This is a genomic window from Novosphingobium sp., from assembly GCF_049240505.1.
Classification (GTDB): Bacteria; Pseudomonadota; Alphaproteobacteria; order Sphingomonadales; family Sphingomonadaceae; genus Novosphingobium.
This window is the reverse complement of sequence record NZ_JBMLSM010000150.1, coordinates 1-19,532: the sequence shown is the minus strand read 5'-3', so window position 1 is coordinate 19,532 and position 19,532 is coordinate 1. Positions and strand designations below refer to the sequence as shown.

Genomic DNA, 19,532 nt, shown 5'->3' with positions numbered 1-19,532 from the left:
CAGTGGCAAGATAGCGACAGAATACGACCGGGTTTGCCCCTTTCTTGATGAGCGGCGTTAGAACATCGATCAATGCCGACAGTTTCGGGTCAGGCTTTGCAACGAGCTCCTCGGCATGCTGAACCAGGGCTAGAAGCGCAGGGTCAGCATCGAAGTTCGCGCTCGGCTCGATGTCTACGGCATCTTCATCGTCACCATCCTCGTCGTAGATCTGAGGTTCGAGACGCTCACTCTCATTTGAGGCCCGGTTTCTGAGAGCGCTAAGCGCCGCGGCAGGCGACGAACCAACGCACCGCATCAAGGCCAGGGTGCCCCAGAAAGCGAGACGGCGTTCGCGTTGGCCGGTTCCGGCTTTGAAGACGACGCCAAAGCAGTAATCCAGAACGGCTTCCTGAAAGGCGAGGTGATCCTTCGAGAGACGATAAGGCAGGCCGCCTTCCATTTCGTCCTTGCGCGGAAACGCCCGCTCTTCGCCCCATTCGCCAGATGTGATGTCGATCCTGCGACGCTGGACGAGATGCCGAGCAAGGCGCTCGCGGAACCTCGCGTCCTCAAAGTCCATTGATGCAAAGGACGGATCGATGAGGGAGAGGAGTCGCGCAAACGCCTGTTCATCACCAGAATGTGGCGTTGCCGTAAGCATGACCATGCGGCGATCCGGATCACGGGCCAAGCCAGAGAGCAGTTCGAAACGCTGCTGCTTGCCTTTGTGAGTGCCCACGCAGGCATGGGCCTCATCGACAATTACAAAGTCGGGACAGGCGCGCGCGAAACCCTCGCGACGCCTGTCAGCCTTGATGTAGTCGAGACTGACAACCGTGTAGGGATATGCGTCGAAGAGTGTCTGGGCGAGAGGCAATCCTCGTTCCAGCCGAGCAGCGGTTCCCGAGGTGACCGCCACAGCATCTATGCCGAACCGGTTCTTGAGCTCCAGAACCCATTGCTCGACCAGATGGGGCGGACACAGCACCGAAAAGGCGTCGACCTCTCCACGATCCATAAGCTCCCGCAGGATCAGGCCGGCCTCGATCGTCTTGCCGATACCAACATCGTCGGCGATCAGCAGGCGGACCACTGGCAGACGCAGCGCCATAAGCAGCGGCACAAGCTGATATGTTCTTGGCTCGAAGGCTAACTGCGCGGCCGATCGGAATGGACCAGCACCCCGTCGAAGCGTCAGGCGCAGGGCGTCCGCCAGGAGGGCGGCCTTCGATTGGACAGTGGGTGAAGCGTCGTCCGGCAGATCGAAGCGGGCAGCCTCGACTGGCATCATCTCAAGTCCGGGGTCGAGTATGACCATGTCATTCTCGCTTCCCGAGAGGGGACGCAGCGCCAAGATGCCTTCGCGCGGCGCGGGCAACGCAACCCACTCGCGCCCACGGGCACGGACGAGATCTCCAGGGGCAAAATTCACGGTCATCGGCTTAACCCTTGAACATCTTGATCATCGCTTCGGGGACGGACATTGCGTCCGGCAACTCGAATACCGTCCAGCCCTTGGTGTCGGAGGTTTCGCGAGCCGCTGGCGTCAAGGGCGCAGCGCAGGCAGCGATGAAGTGGCTCCGCCAGGCGAAATCCATCTCCTGGTCCGCAAAATTCACGGATGAATCATCTGGCGCAGGTAGGCCAGCATCCTTGAAGGCCTGCTCCCATCCAGACGCACTCTCGGACCGCGGTTGCGCGCTGGAAAGCACGACCTCGCCCCGCGCGAGATCGATCAGCATCTGTTTTGCCTCATCGCTCGTGCGGTCGATCAGCTCATGATCTGGCTGATTGAAATAAGAGAGCAGGCAACGATAGCAGCCCCGGACACAGGCCTCGCCCTCGCGATCAGCCAGAAGCTTTGCGTCTCCAGCTGCAATTGCCTCGTCCACCTTCTTAAAATGCATGAGCGCCAGAGCTTCCCTGGCAACCTTGCCCAAGGCCTGTGGATCTTCAACCAGGCGGTTTAAAACACCGGCTCCTCCTTCCGTGGCCTCGTAGGCGAGAATTGAGCGGCGATTGTCGCGGGCAGGCAGGGGCTCGCCGAGAATCTCCCCTTCCTCCAGCTGGAAGACCACCTCGATACCGCGCAAAAGCGCGTGCTGGACGGTCGCCGTCGTTTCGGGTGTGTAAGCTTCGGGCTCGCGGAAGCGGATCAGAAGGGCGTTCTTGCGATCCCGAACGATCGGAACGATGCGAACCGGCTTTGCGACGTCAGGCGGGACATCCACATCCGGGTCTTCGTCCTCGGACTTGGCCCAATACCCGCTGCGAGGGTCGATGTTGAACCCGAAAACGGTCTGGTTCTTGCGGCGCTTCAACCCCTTGTTGATGCGGCTGATCTCCGCACTATTCGCGTATTGCAGAGCCAGGATCGATGTCTCACCGCAACGGAAATCCGCTTCTGTGATCTGGAGACGGCCATCCCGCTTGGGCCAGGAAAATACCGTCTGGATGTCGAAGCCCTGCCGAACACGCTCCTCATCATTCGCGGTGATCCGATCGGCTGGGGCTGCTTCGACGTTGTCGATTCGCAGGGTTCGCTGGACCGGAACTTCGCCGGCCATCGGGGCGTCGCATGCATGGCAACGTTCCACTTCCCCTTCATGACATGCACCGCAATTGGAGCAGATGAAAATGTCCTTGGTGGCGAGCTCTGACCCGTCTCCAGTCCGGACTTCGGGCGGCAGCTTCGCCTTCATCACCCGGTAGGCACGGCCCTCGTGATAGATCAGGCTGCGTGGACCGAATTCCGAAATGGCGAGGAAGCGGGCGCGTTGCAGGAATGACCCAGTTTTCCCCTCGCCGGGCACGAAGGCGTAGAGTGGAAGCCTTGGGAAGTTGTATCCTGGCAGGAAACCTTCGGTTGCCAGGTAGCGATACGAATAGAAGTCCGAGCCGTTCGAGGCCTTGCCCTGTTCAAGGATCGCAATCTGATCGCTTGCCTGCATTTGTGCGGCCTTGATCTTGCGGCGATCGGCCCCGGAAAGACCGGTGATCTCGGAGCGGGCATTCGCCTCCATGAGCTGTGTTCGGGCAGAATTGTAAAGTTCCCGCCAGCGATCGAAGGCGCGATCGAACTCTTGCGGAGCGCTCATTGCGACTTCGAGCACGAAGTCATTAGCGTCGCCCATCCAGATTGGTTTTCGCCCATCCACCGAGGCGAGAATCTGGTCGAGAACCATCTTCATCGGATCGCGCGCTGTGGTCACCAGCTTGGGTTGATTGATTGCGTCCAGGATCTCCTGTTTCAGCGGGTACTTCGGCTGGCTGAGATCGAGGATTTCCGGGATGTCGGGCGAGAGCGCGAGCTTCGCCTCAGCCACCCAGACAGCATGGAGATGCGAGCGCACCAGTTCCTCGTTGGTGATGTCGAGGGCGGGCGGCCGCACGACGCCGGCAACCATGTCGTTGCGCCGTTCGAAGAAATACTGGTCGTGAGGTGACTGGGCTGCGCAGTAGGTCACGATCACCGCTGCCTGACCCGATCGTCCGGCTCGACCAGCGCGCTGCGCATAGTTGGCCGGTGTGGGCGGAACGTTGCGAAGGTAGACGGCGTTCAGTGCTGAAATGTCGACGCCGAGTTCCATCGTCGGCGAGCAGAAGAGAGCGGGCAGGAACTGGTCGGATTCCCCGGCCGCTTTGATCTCGGCCAGATTGTCCTTCAACTTGGCGCGGTCATCATCCTCGAAGCGGAAGCGCCATTCCCGCCATTCGCGCTGCTTTTGGGAGACCTGGGCCGTATGCTCACGCCCTTCGAGGCCCCAGTATGTGCTTTTGCCCCGCTTGAGGTCCGCAGCAATGGAGCTGTAGAGGTCGTGGAAATACCGGTTGCCCTCCGCAGTGCCATTGCGCACCGCAGCTCCGGGGACAAGGCGGACGGCGGACGGTGAGAGACGCCAGCCGAGCAGGTCCGCTTCGATCTCGACGAGAGAGACCAGGCCTTCGCGAGCGAGGAGCTCCATCAGCCCTGTCATCACGGTGAGATAATCGGTCTTGTTGAGCTTCGTGCCGATCATGCTCTTGCGATTGATCAGGCGGCCAACGCGGGAATTGTGACCGGCACGAATGATGGTCTGTTCTTCACGCAGCCCGACGCGGTCTTTCCCTGGGGCCTGCAGAAAGAGCGTCGTGCGGCTGCGCGGTGTTTCTTTCTGGTCCATTGCCCAGGGAGTCCTCAGGAGATTTCGGGACTTTTGAGCGACGGAATCGAGCACAGTCAGTTCGAGCGCCTCGGTGCTGACCGCCAAGCCCTCTAACATGGCGCCAAGCAGTTCTTTGAGGAGCTTCTTGCGGGCTTCCACATCGAGGCCGCCAAGCTCGGGAAGCACGGCCATGAGGCCTTCCGTGTCTTCCGCGATATCATCCAGCCCGATGAACTCGACGTCGATCAGCTTGAGCACCGAGAGGCTTGGATTGGTGTAACGCCATCCGCGCCTGAGGTCTGTCCAGACGCGATGGGCAAGCACCTTGGCAAGTGATCGTTGTGCGTCTTCCCGCACCACTGCACCCGCTTCTGGATCCAGCATCCAATGGATCCGGGCAGCCTTGTTGGCCGCGGTGAACCCAAGAGCTTTCACGACGCGCAGACCGAACTCGTCTTCGGTCATACCCTCATCGCCAGCATCGAGGACCGCTCGCAGGATTGCACCGCGCAGCAGGCTTACGAACAGGAAGTCATTGAAGTGACCTGCCTGCAGCGCTGCATCCTGCCGATTGTCCGTAAATCCGAGCAGCTTCCGCTTCTCTGCGGGGACGCCACTATTGTCCCCGTTCATCCATTCGAGGGCGGTGGCGACAAGCTGGGTGGTAGCCGAGCTTCGGCCTTCGCCTGATAGGCCCGCCAACTTGCTGCGCTCGCGCATGCTCGGATGCGGCTGATCAAGGCAGCATGGGCAAAAACCGAACTTGCCTGGAATGAACCAGAAACCTTTGCCAGATTGGTCGTATCGTCCATCTGCGCTCACTGTGACCATTTGTGGAAGCCGGGGTTTTCGGTTCGAGCGGAGGCGTTCAATCCCGTTGCGTTCCTCTCGCCAGTCTTCCGGGTATGTCTCAACCTCGCCCGTAAATGCGTAATCCGGCTCATCGTCTCCCGTCGGCGTCAGGTAGCCAGCGACATCACCATCAGGATCGTCCATCGGCGTATCGTCGATGTTGCGCGGCAGATAGCGGATGCCGTGGGCATCTTCTGACCTCGTGACGACATGGACCTCCTGGCCGCATTGTCGGCAGAACCGTGTCGGGTACAGGCGATGCCCTGGAGCATCCGGATCCTCGAGCTGCCCTTCGAACAGAACCCGCCGCGGCCGCTCCGTCAGCGTTGTGAAGATTTCGCCGGCGCCCGAGATAAAACGGTGAAGTTTGAACGCCAGAAAGGCCCCTGACCCAGTGCCGCCGCGCTCCTTTTCCGGCAGGCTGACCCGCGTCAGAAACTGCTCAAAGCTGTGTCTGCAGGTTTCTACGTCCAGGCCGCTATCGGTCGAGAGCAGTTCTAGCGCCTCATTGAATGGGATCGGCTTCTTGCGCTTCAGTTCCTGCCCATCTTCAAGACCGATCGCCAGTTCTGCCCATACCGCGAGTGGATGCTGCTTCAGTTCCTCATCGGTCAGCGTCTCTGGAATGGCGTTTTCAAGTACCTTGGCGAGCTTTGGCCGCACATCTTCGAGCTTCAAGAGGTCATCGGTTGCTCGTTGCAGGGACTCATCGATCACCGCGTCTGGCCCGATCGACGCGCCGAACAGCCGGGATGCGACGTCTGCAACTGACTTTGCGCGGCCGGCCTCAGATCCCTCACTGGCCATGGTGGCAGAGGTGCCGATACAGATCGGAGCCTTGTCTGGAGCGCAGCGGTTCCGAAGGCGTCGCACGAGGATCGCAACATCCGCACCCTGACGGCCACGATAGGTGTGCAGTTCATCAAGTACGATGAACTCGAGCCCCTTGGCATTATCGATGACTTGCGAATCCAGGCTATCCTGACGGGTCAGCAGCAGCTCAGCCATCATGAAATTGGTCAGCAGAATGTCCGGCGGATTGTTGGCAATCTTCTGGCGTTCTTCCGCACTCTCTTGCCCGGTGTAACGCCGCACGATCGGCTTCACATCGTCGGCTAGCCCAGACTGGGAGATAAACTTCTCGATTTCCTTGATCTGGCTGTTTGCCAGAGCGTTCATTGGGTAGACGATGATCGCGCGCGTCTTGCGGGGAGCGCCCGCCTTACGGGCACGGACAATGGCGTCCACAACTGGCACGAAGAAGCAGAGCGATTTTCCTGAGCCGGTACCTGTCGTAACCACATAGCTCTGACTGGCGCGTGCCTTAGCTATCGCCTGCGCTTGATGCCGGTGAAACCTCAGAGGAACTTCGCCGAATCTGAAAATCTTTCCAGTTGCTTCGTCGAGGTCCCCTGAAGCCACCAGGTCGTCAACCGTCGGCCCCGAGAGAAACCGCGGGTTCAGCGAAAGCAGAGCATCCGGCCAGAACCGTCCGACGTCGTATTGCCGTTCTATCTCTTGGCGAAGATCCTCTGCGCGTATCGTGCTGAAGGATCGGGAAAACCGAGCGTAGGAATCAATGAGGTGGTGGTCGAACTCAAAGGCTTTCATTGCGGTTCCCCACCATGCTGACCTGTTTGGTCAAGTAGCTTTTTGCGGCTTTGAGCATGATCTGCCGGCCTCGGAGACAATGCGACACTGGAACGACCAGAGTAGGATCAAACGGAAAGCTTGTTCTGGTTGCTAGCAGTAAATCCGGCCAAAACACTTCGCCTTCGCGTGTCCGCGAGATCGGCTCAGGAAAATCCTGAGCTTCGAAGCAAGCAAGCGACCAGTGAGGAATCTGACAGCCACTCGCAGCCTTATCATCGAAATCAAAAATATTCATCCAGCCCCACTCGTTCGTACTATCTCGAAAATCTCATAAGTCTCAACAGAATCAATTCCCCAAAGTGTAGATTTCATTCATTTCACGGGAGGGCTGCGAAGTCCGATCTTCGGTATGGATGTACCATTTCTGTCAAAACTGGCGGGGCAAGTACCTCAACGCTGCTGCCCCAAGCATAGAGGTGCCAACTCATTTCAAGGTGACCGGACGCCTTGAAGCGTACCAGCATGGCGCCGTCATCCAGATGCTCGATCTCTTGGCTCGGATGGAATTGGAACCTTGCCGCCCGATCCGCGGCTTCGGGGGAAAATTTCCAGATCACTTCCCCATACTCGGCCTCGTGGTGATACGATCCAAAGGCACGGGTGGCATATTCTCGAAGATCGAAATCGTCCGGATAGGTGAAGACTTTGGCCCGCACCTGGGCCTCCATGATGTCTTCGACCCGGTAGTGCCGGTAGCGTCCGTCGCGCTTGGCCGTATCGATGCCGACGAGATAGCGTCGGGACCCCAGGAGCAGGCCAAGCGGCTCGATTGTTCGCCAGCGTGGCTTCGCGTCTCTTCTGCCTTGATACTGAATTTTGAGCTCGAACGGCCCCTTGATTGCCTCCGAGATGGCGAGATCCACCGCCTCATTCATCGACGGACGGGGGCCAGGCCGGGCCGCAAAGCCCATGGCTTCGAGCAGAGCTTCCTCATCGGTTGCCAGACGAAGCGTTCGATCGCTGGGAATTAGAGCCCGGACTTTGCGCTCAAGGCTACGCAGCTGGATAGCCTCGCCGTTCATGTCGACCCGCTCGAGTTCGCTGATCGCCGACCTGAGGCTTACAAGCTCTTCTGCAGATGGGGTAAGGAGTGGCGCGACCGCCCGAGACGGCAGGCGCCAATAGTGCCGGCAGTCGTCACCCACATAGTGTTCAGTCGCAGGAAACGCCTCTTCGAGAGCCGCGATCATGCGCTGTGCCGTCCGCCGGACACCGCCGAATTCTGCTTCCACATCACTGAGACAAACCCCCTGTCGGGACGTGGCCATCATCGCGAGACGCAAGAGATCCACCGCCTTGGCAAATGACATAGAGGGCCCCCATGACAGTTTCTGTCACCCCAGTGATTTAGACACAAATCATCACCAAGGGAAAGGACGATCAGATGTTTACGCACCACGCCGAAGCCCGCATGCAGCAGCGCGCGATTTCACATCAGGCCGTCGATGCCCTGATGGCCTACGGAGAGTATCGTCGTCATCGCGGCGCCGAGGTTTGCTATCTCACCAGGCAAAGCCGGTCCCGGATGCTCAAGGACTTGGGCAAATCGGCGTTCCTCAAGCTGGAAAAGGCGCTCGATGCTTACCTCGTAGTCGGCGATGACGGAGCAATCATTACTGCGGGTCATCGCCATCATCGGTTGAAATTCTGATAATTAACTCTTTGGCTGAGCTTGGATGGCATTGGGTGTTCTGTCAGCAAGCCGGACACAGACCAGAAGCGCCTCCATTATCAATCGGCGCGCAGGGATGCCTGATTAAGGGTGACAGATTTTGTCATCCCGAGTGGGCAAGATGCATAGCGGGAATGAAGGGGGCATAACGTAGTTCAATGAATTCTGGCAGCCGGCAGTTCGGCCTTTCCAAATCGAAGATCACCTCCTTCGAGCAGTGCCCGAAGCGATTGTGGTTGCAAACGCATCGCGCGGACCTTGCAGAGCTCGATGCCGGTGCTGAGGCGCGTTTCGCTGCTGGCCATGAAGTCGGGGACGCGGCCTGCGCACTATGCCCTGGTGGCGTTATGATCGAGGCTGAGCCTGACCTTGCCGCTGCCCTTCAGCGGACCCAGGACCTTATCTCCGCCTCGGTCCAAGCGCCATTGTTCGAGGCGACCTTTGCCCACGATGGTGTGCTCGTCCGGGTGGATATCATGGAACCCGACGGCCTTGGGGGCTGGCACGTTGCCGAAGTGAAGAGTTCGACGAGCCGCAAGGATTATCATGTCGCCGATCTGGCGACCCAGCTCTGGGTGCTGCGTGAGGCCGGGGTCCAGGTGAGTTCAGCCGCCATCCGGCACCTCAACAACCACTTTTTCTTGACCGAGGAAGGCAACTACCACGGCGCATTCGTGGATACGCCATCTCTGGAGGATGCTAAGCCACTGTCCCTCAAGCGCCCGAAGCTGGTCGCTGAAATCCGGTCGGTGCTTGGCTCGGAAGAGCCCGCTCGCGATCCCGGCGATCATTGCCATGATCCATTCCCCTGCGAATTTGTGGCCTATTGCTCGCGCGATCTGGAAACGGTGCGGTATCCGATCTCCTCGCTGCCCCGAACGGGACGGCAACTTGCCGCCAAGTGGGCCGAGCACGGCATTGTCGAGCTTGAGGATGTCCCACCTGGCAGTTTCACCAATGCCGTCCACGCGCGCATTCATGAAGCGACCTTGTCGGGCGTCCCCTACCACGACGTGGAAGGAGCGCGGCGGATCATCGGCGATTGGGAATATCCCCGGACCTATCTCGATTTCGAGACGATCGCTTTTGCCTTGCCTCGCTGGCTAGGAACCAAGCCCTGGGAGCAAGTCCCTTTTCAGTTTTCAGCGCACATCGAGGATCGCACAGGGCATATCACTCACCGGGAGTTCTTGAGCCTGGATGGCCAAGATCCTCGCCGCACCTGCGCGGAGGCTCTCGTGGCCCAAATTCCCGAGGACGGAACCATCATCGCCTACAATGCAGCCTTTGAGCGGACATGCATCCTCCGGCTGGCGGAGCGGTTTTCGGATCTGGCCGAGGATCTCAAGGCGATCGCGGCGCGCATCGTCGATTTGCTGCCGGTGACCCGAGAGCACTGGTATCACCGTGACCAAGGCGGCAGCTGGTCCATCAAGGCTGTTCTGCCGACCATCAGGAATAGCGGCGACTACGCCGCGCTGGATGTCGCGGATGGTTCTGCGGCGCAGCTTGCCTACCTCGAAGCAATTTCTCCGGTCACGACCGAGGCCCGGGTGGCTGAAATAGCGCAATCGCTCAGAACTTACTGTGCAAAAGACACATTCGCCATGGTCGAAGTGGTTCGCCACCTCACAGATACAAAATAGACTGTAACCCTTGGTCTCATCCATTCAAAGCGTTTTGAGAAAGCACTAATGCAAGAAGCTGAATTTCGAAAGTGGATGGTGGATCAGGGTCATTCCTTGTCTACGCAGAACACCCAGGCGCAAGACGCGAAGCGTCTTGAGGCGCACTATGGCGATCTCGACGAAGCCTATGACGCCGATGGCCTCGAAGGCATCAAGGCCCAACTTACCTATTCGAAGGCCGATGAGCGTGCCGGCCGGGAAAACCCGGCTCGCTTTCCGATTGATGGCAATCTCTATGCGAACCTCTCGCACTATCGCTCGACGCTGAATTACTACATCCAGTTCCGGTCAGGGACTACCGGCGAAGGGTTTGACAGTGTCGATGCCGAGAAGCGCATCGCTCTCTTTGATGATTCCAGAACAGTTCACTGGCCCATTCGCCAAACCAACCGGCAGTCGGGGGTCAAAGCCTTCCGGATCATGGGCGCTTCGAACAAGACCGAAGATGCCATTGAAACCGACGATGTCCTGGCGGTGGCTCGGGCGCTGTTCAAGGAGCAGCGTCTGGTCCGGGTGCTGCGATCCAACAATGGTCGTCGGCCCTATCTAGGATACGGCAAACAGAAGCTGACCTCTTATGAGATCGCCCCTGAGATCGCCAAGGCTCTCGGCATTCCTGCAAAAGGGTCAATCCATGGTAACGAGCTGATTATTGATGCCGCCGTGCTTGCGGACCTCAAGGCTCGCTTCCTGCGGACCTATCCCGATTTTGAACCGGAAGGATTCGCCGGCTCGACCTCGCAGGTCTTCAGCGATGTCATCAACTACAAGCGCGAGGCCGTCGCTAAGGTTGCCGCGCTCATGCAGTCCGAGCCACCGCTGGCACCCGAGGCGCTGGGCGGTGCCTTGTTCGACATCCTGACGGGCATCGATCTTCCTGGTTGGCGGACCAACAACCGTCTGGCTGCCATTCGCCAGCAGCATCCGAATGTTCTTGAAGAGGCAGCGGCCCACCTGGCTCGCTCGAGCGATGACCCGCCGGAGGCGGCCAAGCAGATGGTCGATGCGATCTGGCCCGTCCTCCTGGAAGGACAGGAGAATAGCAAGCCCTACTCGGAAAGCCGCAATATCCCGTCAATGTTCTTGGCTCTGGTTCGACCGGGCGAGGCTTTGGGCATCAACACCGACCCGCTCTCGAAAGCCTACAAGGCTTTGGTTCACAAGCCGCTGTTTGGCTGGAGCCCGCTCTCAGCCGAAGAATACGCCGAAGTGCTCCGCTTCGCGCACAAGCTTTACGAGGAAATGGTCGGCTGGGGATGGCAGCCCCGAGACCTGTGGGACGTCCAGAGCTTCCTCTGGGTCGTGAGCCAGGAAGAACAAGCTGCCGATGAAACGCCAGAAATTTTAGAAATGAGACCGTCCATGCCGACTGCAACCAATCTCATCCTTTACGGGCCTCCGGGAACGGGAAAGACCTATGCAACGGCGGCCGAGGCTGTCGAAATTTGTAATGGCCCAGGATCGGCGCAGCTTGGCCGCAAGGAGCTGATGGATGTCTATCAGTCCCTGCATCGCAAGGGGCGCATTGGCTTTGTCACGTTCCACCAGTCCTTCTCGTACGAAGAATTCGTCGAAGGACTGAGACCTGTCACGGGCGAGGAGAGCGACGATGGCCCGGCCAGCGGAGGGTTCAGCCTGAAGCCGCACGATGGCATCTTCAAGCAGATTGCCAACCTTGCTTCTGAAAACCGCGGCCATGCGGTGGACGCCGAGAAGCTACTGCTCGATCGAAGCCAGAAGATCTTCAAGATGTCGCTCGGACGAAGCTGGGCGGCTGAAGATGACGCGATCTTCCAGGATGCAATCCGCGATGGGTACATTGTCCTGGGATATGGCGGCGACGTCGATTGGTCCGATCCCCGCTTCGACAAGTGGGAGGCAATCAAGGAACGGTGGCGCGAGGATCACCCCGAGGCGACCGGTAACGATCCCAACATGTCCCAGATGTATGCCTTCAGAATCAATATGGAAGTCGGCTCTCTGGTCGTCGTGTCTGACGGCAACCGGAAGTTCCGGGCAATTGGCGAGGTCACCGGGGGCTATCGTTTCGTGCCCGGTCCCAACGGTGAGTACAATCATCGCCGTTCGGTCAATTGGCTGTGGCACTCTGATGAAAGCCTCCCGCGCGAACGCATCTACGGAAAGACCTTCAGCCAGGTCTCAGTCTACCAGCTGAACAACCGCTACATCGACTGGGATGCGCTGGAGCAGATCGTGACCTCGGGTGGGGATGCGGTCGCTACGACGGGTGTGCCCGAGCCCTATGTGCTCATCATCGACGAGATCAACCGTGCGAATATTTCCAAGGTTTTCGGTGAACTCATCACCTTGCTGGAACCGGACAAGCGGATCGGGGAGGAAAACGAGCTTCGCGTGAAATTGCCCTACTCGGGTGAGATTTTCGGAGTTCCGTCGAACCTCCACATTATCGGCACGATGAATACGGCGGATCGCTCCATCGCCTTGCTGGATACCGCTCTACGCCGACGCTTCACATTCCGCGAGCTCATGCCGGATACCGAGGCCCTGCCTGAAAATGTCGATGGCATTGCGCTCAGAAATCTCCTTGCCTCTCTTAACGAGCGCATCGAGTACCTGTTCGACCGCGAACACCAGATCGGGCACGCCTATTTCATGGGGTGTGCGACTCGGTCGGACGTCGATGAGTGCATGCGGCACAAGGTTATCCCGCTCCTCGCCGAGTATTTCTATGAGGACTGGTCCAAAGTCGCTGCCGTGCTTGGCGACACGACCGGTGAGCGTTTCTTGGAACGGCGGGAGTTGAGGGCCCCCAACGGCCTCGACTGCGATGGCGATGCTCCAGCTCGTTGGCGCTGGCAGGTCCGGCAGCCGTTTGCAGATGATGCCTACAAGGGCTTTGCGTGATCCGGCGATCACTCCTCGAATGGCAATCGCTCGCTCATGGCGAGGGTGAGGAATGCATCCCCGCATGGGCAGCAGACAGGCTTGTCGCCGTTGCGCGTCGATCCCCCCTAGCCGGCAAGAATGGCAAGGGAATCTTGGAGCATGGCCGGCATGCTCTTGGAGCTCGTCAGGTGGTGGGCGTGATTGTCGCTGATGGGTGTGCGCTGGAAATCCTGCCCAAGATCGATGCCAAGCCTTCAGAGAGCGATCCTGACAATCGCGCCTACTTGCGGGATCGCCTGGTGCATATGCTGGCCGTCGCGCTCGATCTGGAGATCGACAGCGGCACCATGACTTCGCTTGGGTCTCAACGCGACACCTTGCTCGAAGTCCTGATCGGGCTGTTTTCCCGCAAGCTTGCCGACGCCCTGCGTCAGGGCATGCCGCGTCGCTACATGGCCTGCGAGGATGAATTGCCCGCGCTTCGCGGGCGACTTGATGTGGTGCGGCAGTTTACGCGTCTCGCCGCCTCGCCCCAGCGTCTCGCCTGCCGTTTCGATGAACTGTCGCCTGACACGCCGCTCAATCAGATCATGAAAGCCGCTGTCTCCCGGTTGCTGCGCGTTTCGAACAATGCGGACAACCAGCGCAGGCTGGCCGAGCTGGGCTTCGCCTATGCCGACATTGCCGATGTTCCGGTAAGCGGATTGCGCTGGGACGACGTGCATCTTGATCGGACCAACGCGCGCTGGAAGGAGCTGATCACGTTAGCTCGGCTTCTCCTGGGCGACCGGTTCCAGACGAGTTCGATGGGCCGGCAGGACGGCTTCTCGCTTCTTTTTGAGATGAACACGCTGTTCGAGGAGTATGTGGGGCGCCTGCTCAAGCGTGCGCTCTCGGGCACAGGATTTAGCGTCAGCCTTCAAGGCGGACGTCTCTTTTGCCTCGAGAATGAGACCGATGGCCGCCAGGTGTTTCAGACCAGGCCCGATATTCTGGTGAAGCGTGGCAATGAGGTCGTGCAGATCATCGATACCAAGTGGAAGCGGATTTCCTCCCGGATCGATGATCCTAAGCAGGGGGTATCCCAAGCCGACGTCTATCAGATGATGGCCTATGGGCAGATCTACCAATGCAACAGCCTCAGCCTGCTTTACCCGCATCACTTCGCGCTCGCTGACAGCCCTGGCACTTTGGCGTCGCACCGGATCGGCGCGGATCAGGCCCGGCTCCGCACGATGAGCGTCGAACTCGGCTCCCGGCAAGCCGTCATCCAACAATTGCGGCAGCTCACGCTCGAGCTTGCCGAAGCTGAAGCGTGCTGAGTTTACGGGGGCTTTAACGTGCAAATTCAAAATGGAACGCCGCGCCTTAGTGCTACCGATCTGGTGGGATATCTGAACTGCCGGCATTTGACCCAATTGGAGCATGCGGCAGCGCGCGGTGAACTTTCGCGCCCGAAATTCTTCGATCCAGCGCTCGAGGCGCTCTGGGAGCGCGGCAAGCAGCATGAGCTGGCCTATGTGGACCATTTGCGCGCCCAAGGCCTTTCATGCGTTGTGATTGAAGGTGTGGACATCAGCGACGAGGCCGTCGCCCAGACCATCGCCGCCATGCGGGCGGGCGTAGACGTGATCGTCCAGGGCGCGCTTCGAGGCGGATCCTGGGCTGGCCGCGCCGACATTCTGCAGCGCGTTGATACGCCAAGCGACCTCGGCAACTGGTCCTATGAAGCCGCCGACACCAAGCTCGCCCGGGAAACGAAAGGCGGCACCGTCCTCCAGCTGTGCCTCTACTCCGAGCTCATCGGGGGAGTGCAAGGGACAATCCCGGTCTTTGCCAGCGTCATCCCGCCCTGGACCGACTTTGAACCGGAGCGGTATCGGCTCGCCGATTTCGCCGCCTATCATCGTCAGGTGAAGCAAGGATTGCTCGGAGCGATCGGAAGCGAGCAGTCCGGTCAGACCTACCCGGAGCCGACATCAAACTGCGACATCTGCAATTGGAGCGCGCGCTGCGACAAGCAGCGCCGGGATGACGATCACCTGTGCCTCGTCGCGGGCATCTCCTCGATGCAGATTGTCGAGCTCAAGGATCACGGCGTCACCACGGCAACGGCGCTGGCAGAACTGCCGCTGCCCCTGCAATGGAAACCGGAGCGCGGCTCGAAAGAATCCCTGACCCGCGTTCGCGAGCAGGCCAGGATCCAGCTCGAATCCAGAGCCAGCGGCGAACTGCGCTACGAACTTCTGGCGCCGGTGGCAGGTTTCGGTCTCAACTGCCTACCCGAGCCTTGCGAGGGCGATATCTTTCTCGACTTCGAGGGAGATTCCTTCGTCGGCCAGCATGGGCTGGAATATCTCCTGGGCTTCCACTTCCGCGAGCAGGGCGAGCCACAGTACCGCGGGCTCTGGGCGCTAGACCGCACTGGTGAGAAGGCGGCCTTTGAGACATTCATCGATTTCGTGCTCGAGCGGAGGAAGGTCTTCCCGCAGCTCCACGTCTACCACTATGGCGGGTACGAGCCTGGCGCGCTGAAGCGGCTGATGGGGCGATATGGCACGCGCGAAGACGAACTGGATTCGCTGCTGCGTGGTCTCGTGTTCGTCGATTTGCTGAGCGTGGTCCGCCATTCGCTGCGTGCGGGCGTCGAGAGCTATTCCATCAAGAAGCTCGAGCCGCTTTACGGCTATGTTCGCGACGCCAGCCTTCCGGATGCCAACCTGGCGCTTAACCGGCTGCAGGTGAGCCTTGAACTGAACGACGCGGCGGGAATTCTGCCGGAGGATAAGCAGACCGTCGAAGCCTACAACCGCGACGACTGTGTCTCGACCGAGGCCCTGCGTGATTGGCTGGAGGCGGAACGCACCAAGCTCATTGCTCGAGGTATCGAAGTAACGAGGCCGGAACCAGGTGAGAGCGGACCCAGCGAAGGCCTTTCCGAATGGCTCGAGCGAATCACGCCGCTGATTGAGCAGCTGACTGCCGACGTGCCTGTCGATCCGGAAGAGCGCACCGCCGAGCAGCACGCGCGCTGGCTCCTGGCCAATCTTCTCGAGTGGCATCGCCGCGAGGAAAAGGCGACCTGGTGGGAATACTTCCGCCTCAGTGACCTCTCTGCAGAAGAGCTTATCGATGAGCGCGCTGGCCTCGCAGGTCTCACCTTCTTGGAAACGGTCGGCGGCACCGCCAAATGCCCGATCGATCGATACAGCTTCCCGGTGCAGGAAGCCGATATTCGCGCAGGCAAAGGCCTGAGAATGCAGGGCGGCCAGACGCTGGGCACCGTTGAGGATATCTCGAGGGAACAGCGCACCATCGATATCAAGAAGGCCTCGGCGATGGCGGACGAACATCCCGCCGCAGTCTTCGTGCATGAGCATGTGCCGTCCAAACCGATGCAGGAAGCGCTGGTCAGATTGGCAACTCATGTCTGCGAGCATGGCATGGACGAGGGAGAAACCTACCAGGCGGCGCGTGACATGCTGATGCGCGTGGCGCCGCGTTTTGCTGACGGCAGCGCCGTGCGGCGCGACGGTGAAAAGCCCCTCGATGCGGGCGTGCGCATCGGCCCGCTCATCTCAGCAGGCGTGCTGCCGATCCAGGGGCCTCCTGGCACTGGCAAGACCCACACGGGTGGGCACATGATTTGCGAGCTCGTCCGCCAGGGTAAGAAGGTGGGGATCGTGGCCAATGGTCACGAAGTAATCCGCAACCTTTTGAACAAAGTCATTGAGGTCGCCGAGGAGACCAACACCGCCCTGATCTGCATCCAAAAGCCGAAGGGCGGGTCCAAGGAAGACGCAACCGATCGGCTGCGGTTCGCGAAGAAGAACAATGCGGAGGTCTTCGCCGCGCTCAACGCGGATTGCAGCGTTGCAGGCGGCACCGCCTGGCTGTGGTCGACCGAGGATGCCTTTGAAAGTCTTGACGTTCTCTTTGTCGACGAGGCGGCACAGATGTCGCTGGCGAATGTGCTTGCCGTTTCGCAGGCGGCAAAAACGCTGGTTCTGCTCGGAGACCCGCAGCAGCTCGACCAGCCCATGCAAGGCAGTCACCCGGATGGCACCGGCTGCTCTGCTCTCGACCACTTGCTTTCGGGCAAGCAAACCATCGCACCCGACGAAGGCCTGTTTCTCGACGTCACCTGGCGGCTGCATCCGGATATCTGTGCGTTCACATCCGAGCTCTTTTACGAGGGCAAGCTGGGAGCCAAGGCGGAAGCGGCCGGGCAGCGGGTAAACGCCAAGGGGATCGCCAATGGCACGGGTCTGAGGTTCCTGCCCGTCGAGCATTCCGGCAATCAGAATTGCTCATCCGAAGAGGCTGACGTTATCGCCGAACTGGTCTCCGACATATTGGCACAGGGTGCGACCTGGATTGATCGCGAGGGGAACGAAAAGCCGCTCGGGATCGCGGACATACTGATCATCGCCCCGTACAATGCGCAGGTGTTCGAGATCCAACGCCGGCTCCCCCAGGCGCGGGTCGGGACGGTGGACAAATTCCAAGGCCAGGAGGCGCCGATTTCGATCTATTCGCTGGCCAGCTCCTCGCATGCCGACGCGCCGCGCGGAATGGAATTTCTGTACAGCCTGAACCGGCTGAACGTTGCGACTTCACGCGCAAAATGCGTCACTATTCTTGTCGGCTCTCCGCAAGTTTTCGAGGCCGAATGCCGCACGCCTCGTCAGATGCAACTCGCGAATGCCTTCTGTCGGTATCTTGAACTCAGTTCATGAAAATGCCGCCGAACATCCGCTTGGCACCCATGATTTTGTGTGCCAGAATCGCTGCATTAAGCCCGGAATTCTGGGATAATGCAGCGATTTCGGAGCAGCCTGCCTGCTGAATAGGTGCCCTATGTTGAAGTCATCAGATGACCCGGTTGCAACCGGGGACTGGAAGGGTCTCAAAGAGATCGACCGGGCCATCGCGGAAAATCGCCTGACTGCGTATACGTGGCAGAAGACCTGGGCCGATCCTTGGGGCCGGGCCAAGATGATCACGGTTTTTGCTCTGCTGGCTGCGTTCTTAATTTACCTCGTCGTTGATGAGCTAATCCTCTAAAATCTACCACTCCTTCACCTCGTCTGCGGCCTCTTCTGAAGCGCCCTTGGCCGCTCGAGTGGTAGCGTCAAGATTGCTCCTGGATTGACCGATCCGGCCTCGGCCTCGCGCCTGCGCCGCCCGGACTTCTTCGCTGATCCCCGACGTGTCGGGAGCCGCACCAAGACTGCCTGATCCAACGCCGCCACTGGGTCCATGCGCGCGGACGCTACCTTGGCTTGTAACGGCAGGGCGGCTGACCGGCGCGAACTCGGGCAGCGTCAATTGCCCCTCAATGTCATCATGCAGCCGGTCGGCATAGGTCTCCACGAACCGCGCCTGGAGCTGCTGGCCCTGTGCGCTCATCTGGAAATTGATGTCGTCGAAGCGGACTGGGCCGTAATAGTCGCGGTTCGCTTCAAGCTCCGCCATGCCCCATTCCCGATAGGCCTGGCTGAGATTAAGCGAACCGGCAGCGTTCGCGCCCTCGTACCAGGAGGCCTGGTTCTCGAGCCGGCTCGCCATTTCTTCGGCGCGGCGTGCTTCGACAGAGTAGGTCTGTGCTTCGGTCAACGAGCGGCTGAGACCCGCAGCGCTGGTCGAGACCTGCGAACTCGAACTCGAGCTCGTTTGGCGGAGGAAGCCTTCACGCGTGTTCGACCAGTTCCGCGTGTCTGAAAGCTGCTGCAACGTCCCGGTAATTCGGTTGCGATCCTCAGACGCAATGCCGACGTCGCTGTCGGTCCAAGACTTGTTTCGCCCCCCACTGGCTTTCGCGCCAAGCTCAACTGGCCCAAGGCTTCCTCCAACGCCAGCGCTAGCCTGGCCATTAAGGAACCACGACACTGTGATGTCGTCGGCGGCCCGGCGCGAAAGGCCGAACTGGCGCTGCAGGGTGGTGGAGGCGTTGTCGACCTCGCTGAATGCCGTGCCAATGCTGTCGTTGCTGCCGGTGCCGCTGACCGTTTCCGAAGAACGCCCCTGGCTGTAGGCATTGCGGATCTCGTTGAACCGGGTGACGGCCGAGCTGGTCGATTGCTGGGCAAGGTTCGAATAGGTTTCGCTCTGCCCTCGGCTCTGGCTTGCCATCGTCGAGAGCCTGCTCGTGAAATCCTGCCCCAACGTTGGCGTGAACGGGTACTGGGAATTCGGCACACTCGCGAATTCCGCCTCACCGAAGCTTGTCGTCTGGGTGCCCACATCGCTGAACCCACGCGTCTGCGGGGCGCCATACGAGATGCTCGGATTGAGCGCCCCTTGGGCAAACTGGCGTGAGAAGACCGTCGAATTGTCGAGATTGCTGTTGCCGAGCGAGACATTGCCGGTGCTCGCCTCGCGCGCCGCTTCCTCGGCCGCATTCTGCGAGGGGTTGAGGTAAGAGGTCGCCTGCCCAGAGATCGCGAGCGCGCCCTTGGCGACGCCGCCCGCCAGGAACGGAACCGACGCGACGAGATAACCGGCCAGAAGCCCAATATCGCGGTTCACGTCGGTCATGCCCGCGAAGGTCGCGAGCGAGAGCCCGGTGCCGCCGCCGGCCGCCGCAACATCGCTCGCCCCCTTGAACATCAGGATCATGTGCAGGATCACGAAGAGCGGGCCCCATGCCGCGAGGTAGAAGAACCCGGT

11 protein-coding genes are annotated in these 19,532 nt (G+C 59.9%); 6 read left to right on the top strand and 5 right to left on the bottom strand.

Annotation, left to right across the window (positions count from 1 at the left end; all coding sequences use genetic code 11):
* The 4 genes from ACOVQ0_RS12510 to ACOVQ0_RS12495 all read right to left on the bottom strand — a co-directional run.
* On the bottom strand, window positions 1-1,420 hold a 1,420-nt coding region (locus ACOVQ0_RS12510; protein WP_421884928.1), incomplete at its 3' end, for an SNF2-related protein.
* A 4-nt stretch (window positions 1,421-1,424) separates the two neighbouring features.
* Window positions 1,425-6,590, bottom strand: a complete 5,166-nt coding sequence (locus ACOVQ0_RS12505; protein WP_421884926.1) for a DEAD/DEAH box helicase — start codon at window positions 6,588-6,590, stop codon at window positions 1,425-1,427.
* Window positions 6,577-6,867 (bottom strand): hypothetical protein, encoded by a 291-nt coding sequence (locus ACOVQ0_RS12500; protein ID WP_421884924.1) that lies wholly within the window; start codon window positions 6,865-6,867, stop codon window positions 6,577-6,579. The genes ACOVQ0_RS12505 and ACOVQ0_RS12500 overlap by 14 nt, the downstream gene beginning before the upstream one ends.
* Window positions 6,868-6,949: 82 nt before the next feature.
* Complete coding sequence (locus tag ACOVQ0_RS12495) at window positions 6,950-7,942, bottom strand: helix-turn-helix transcriptional regulator (protein WP_421884922.1); 993 nt, start codon at window positions 7,940-7,942, stop codon at window positions 6,950-6,952.
* Between the two features lie 74 nt (window positions 7,943-8,016).
* On the opposite strand from ACOVQ0_RS12495, the gene ACOVQ0_RS12490 reads away from it, so the two are divergent.
* From ACOVQ0_RS12490 to ACOVQ0_RS12465, 6 genes are all read left to right on the top strand, one after another.
* Window positions 8,017-8,283 (top strand): DUF4258 domain-containing protein, encoded by a 267-nt coding sequence (locus tag ACOVQ0_RS12490; RefSeq protein WP_421884920.1) that lies wholly within the window; start codon window positions 8,017-8,019, stop codon window positions 8,281-8,283.
* Between the two features lie 179 nt (window positions 8,284-8,462).
* The gene (locus ACOVQ0_RS12485; protein WP_421884919.1) at window positions 8,463-9,950 is read left to right on the top strand and encodes a DUF2779 domain-containing protein; all 1,488 of its coding nucleotides are present in this window, start codon (window positions 8,463-8,465) and stop codon (window positions 9,948-9,950) included.
* 48 nt (window positions 9,951-9,998) lie between these two features.
* Window positions 9,999-12,878, top strand: coding sequence for an AAA family ATPase (locus ACOVQ0_RS12480; protein WP_421884918.1), 2,880 nt, complete (start codon window positions 9,999-10,001; stop codon window positions 12,876-12,878).
* A complete protein-coding gene (locus ACOVQ0_RS12475) occupies window positions 12,875-14,182 on the top strand; it encodes an McrC family protein (protein ID WP_421884916.1) in 1,308 nt (435 codons plus the stop codon). The genes ACOVQ0_RS12480 and ACOVQ0_RS12475 overlap by 4 nt, the downstream gene beginning before the upstream one ends.
* A gap of 18 nt (window positions 14,183-14,200) precedes the next feature.
* Window positions 14,201-17,599 (top strand): TM0106 family RecB-like putative nuclease, encoded by a 3,399-nt coding sequence (locus tag ACOVQ0_RS12470; protein ID WP_421884914.1) that lies wholly within the window; start codon window positions 14,201-14,203, stop codon window positions 17,597-17,599.
* 121 nt (window positions 17,600-17,720) lie between these two features.
* The gene (locus ACOVQ0_RS12465) at window positions 17,721-17,927 is read left to right on the top strand and encodes a hypothetical protein (protein ID WP_421884912.1); all 207 of its coding nucleotides are present in this window, start codon (window positions 17,721-17,723) and stop codon (window positions 17,925-17,927) included.
* Between the two features lie 3 nt (window positions 17,928-17,930).
* Here ACOVQ0_RS12465 and ACOVQ0_RS12460 read toward each other — a convergent pair.
* The coding region (locus tag ACOVQ0_RS12460) for a conjugal transfer protein TraG N-terminal domain-containing protein (RefSeq protein WP_421884910.1) at window positions 17,931-19,532 on the bottom strand (1,602 nt) is incomplete at its 5' end.

What these genes read in the sequence shown, in the direction of transcription:
- ACOVQ0_RS12505 (WP_421884926.1), bottom strand. Translation starts at nt 6,590, where the DNA reads ATGAAAGCCTTTGAGTTCGACCACCACCTCATTGATTCCTACGCTCGG.
- ACOVQ0_RS12500 (WP_421884924.1), bottom strand. Translation starts at nt 6,867, where the DNA reads ATGAATATTTTTGATTTCGATGATAAGGCTGCGAGTGGCTGTCAGATT.
- ACOVQ0_RS12495 (WP_421884922.1), bottom strand. Translation starts at nt 7,942, where the DNA reads ATGTCATTTGCCAAGGCGGTGGATCTCTTGCGTCTCGCGATGATGGCC.
- ACOVQ0_RS12490 (WP_421884920.1), top strand. Translation starts at nt 8,017, where the DNA reads ATGTTTACGCACCACGCCGAAGCCCGCATGCAGCAGCGCGCGATTTCA.
- ACOVQ0_RS12485 (WP_421884919.1), top strand. Translation starts at nt 8,463, where the DNA reads ATGAATTCTGGCAGCCGGCAGTTCGGCCTTTCCAAATCGAAGATCACC.
- ACOVQ0_RS12480 (WP_421884918.1), top strand. Translation starts at nt 9,999, where the DNA reads ATGCAAGAAGCTGAATTTCGAAAGTGGATGGTGGATCAGGGTCATTCC.
- ACOVQ0_RS12465 (WP_421884912.1), top strand. Translation starts at nt 17,721, where the DNA reads ATGTTGAAGTCATCAGATGACCCGGTTGCAACCGGGGACTGGAAGGGT.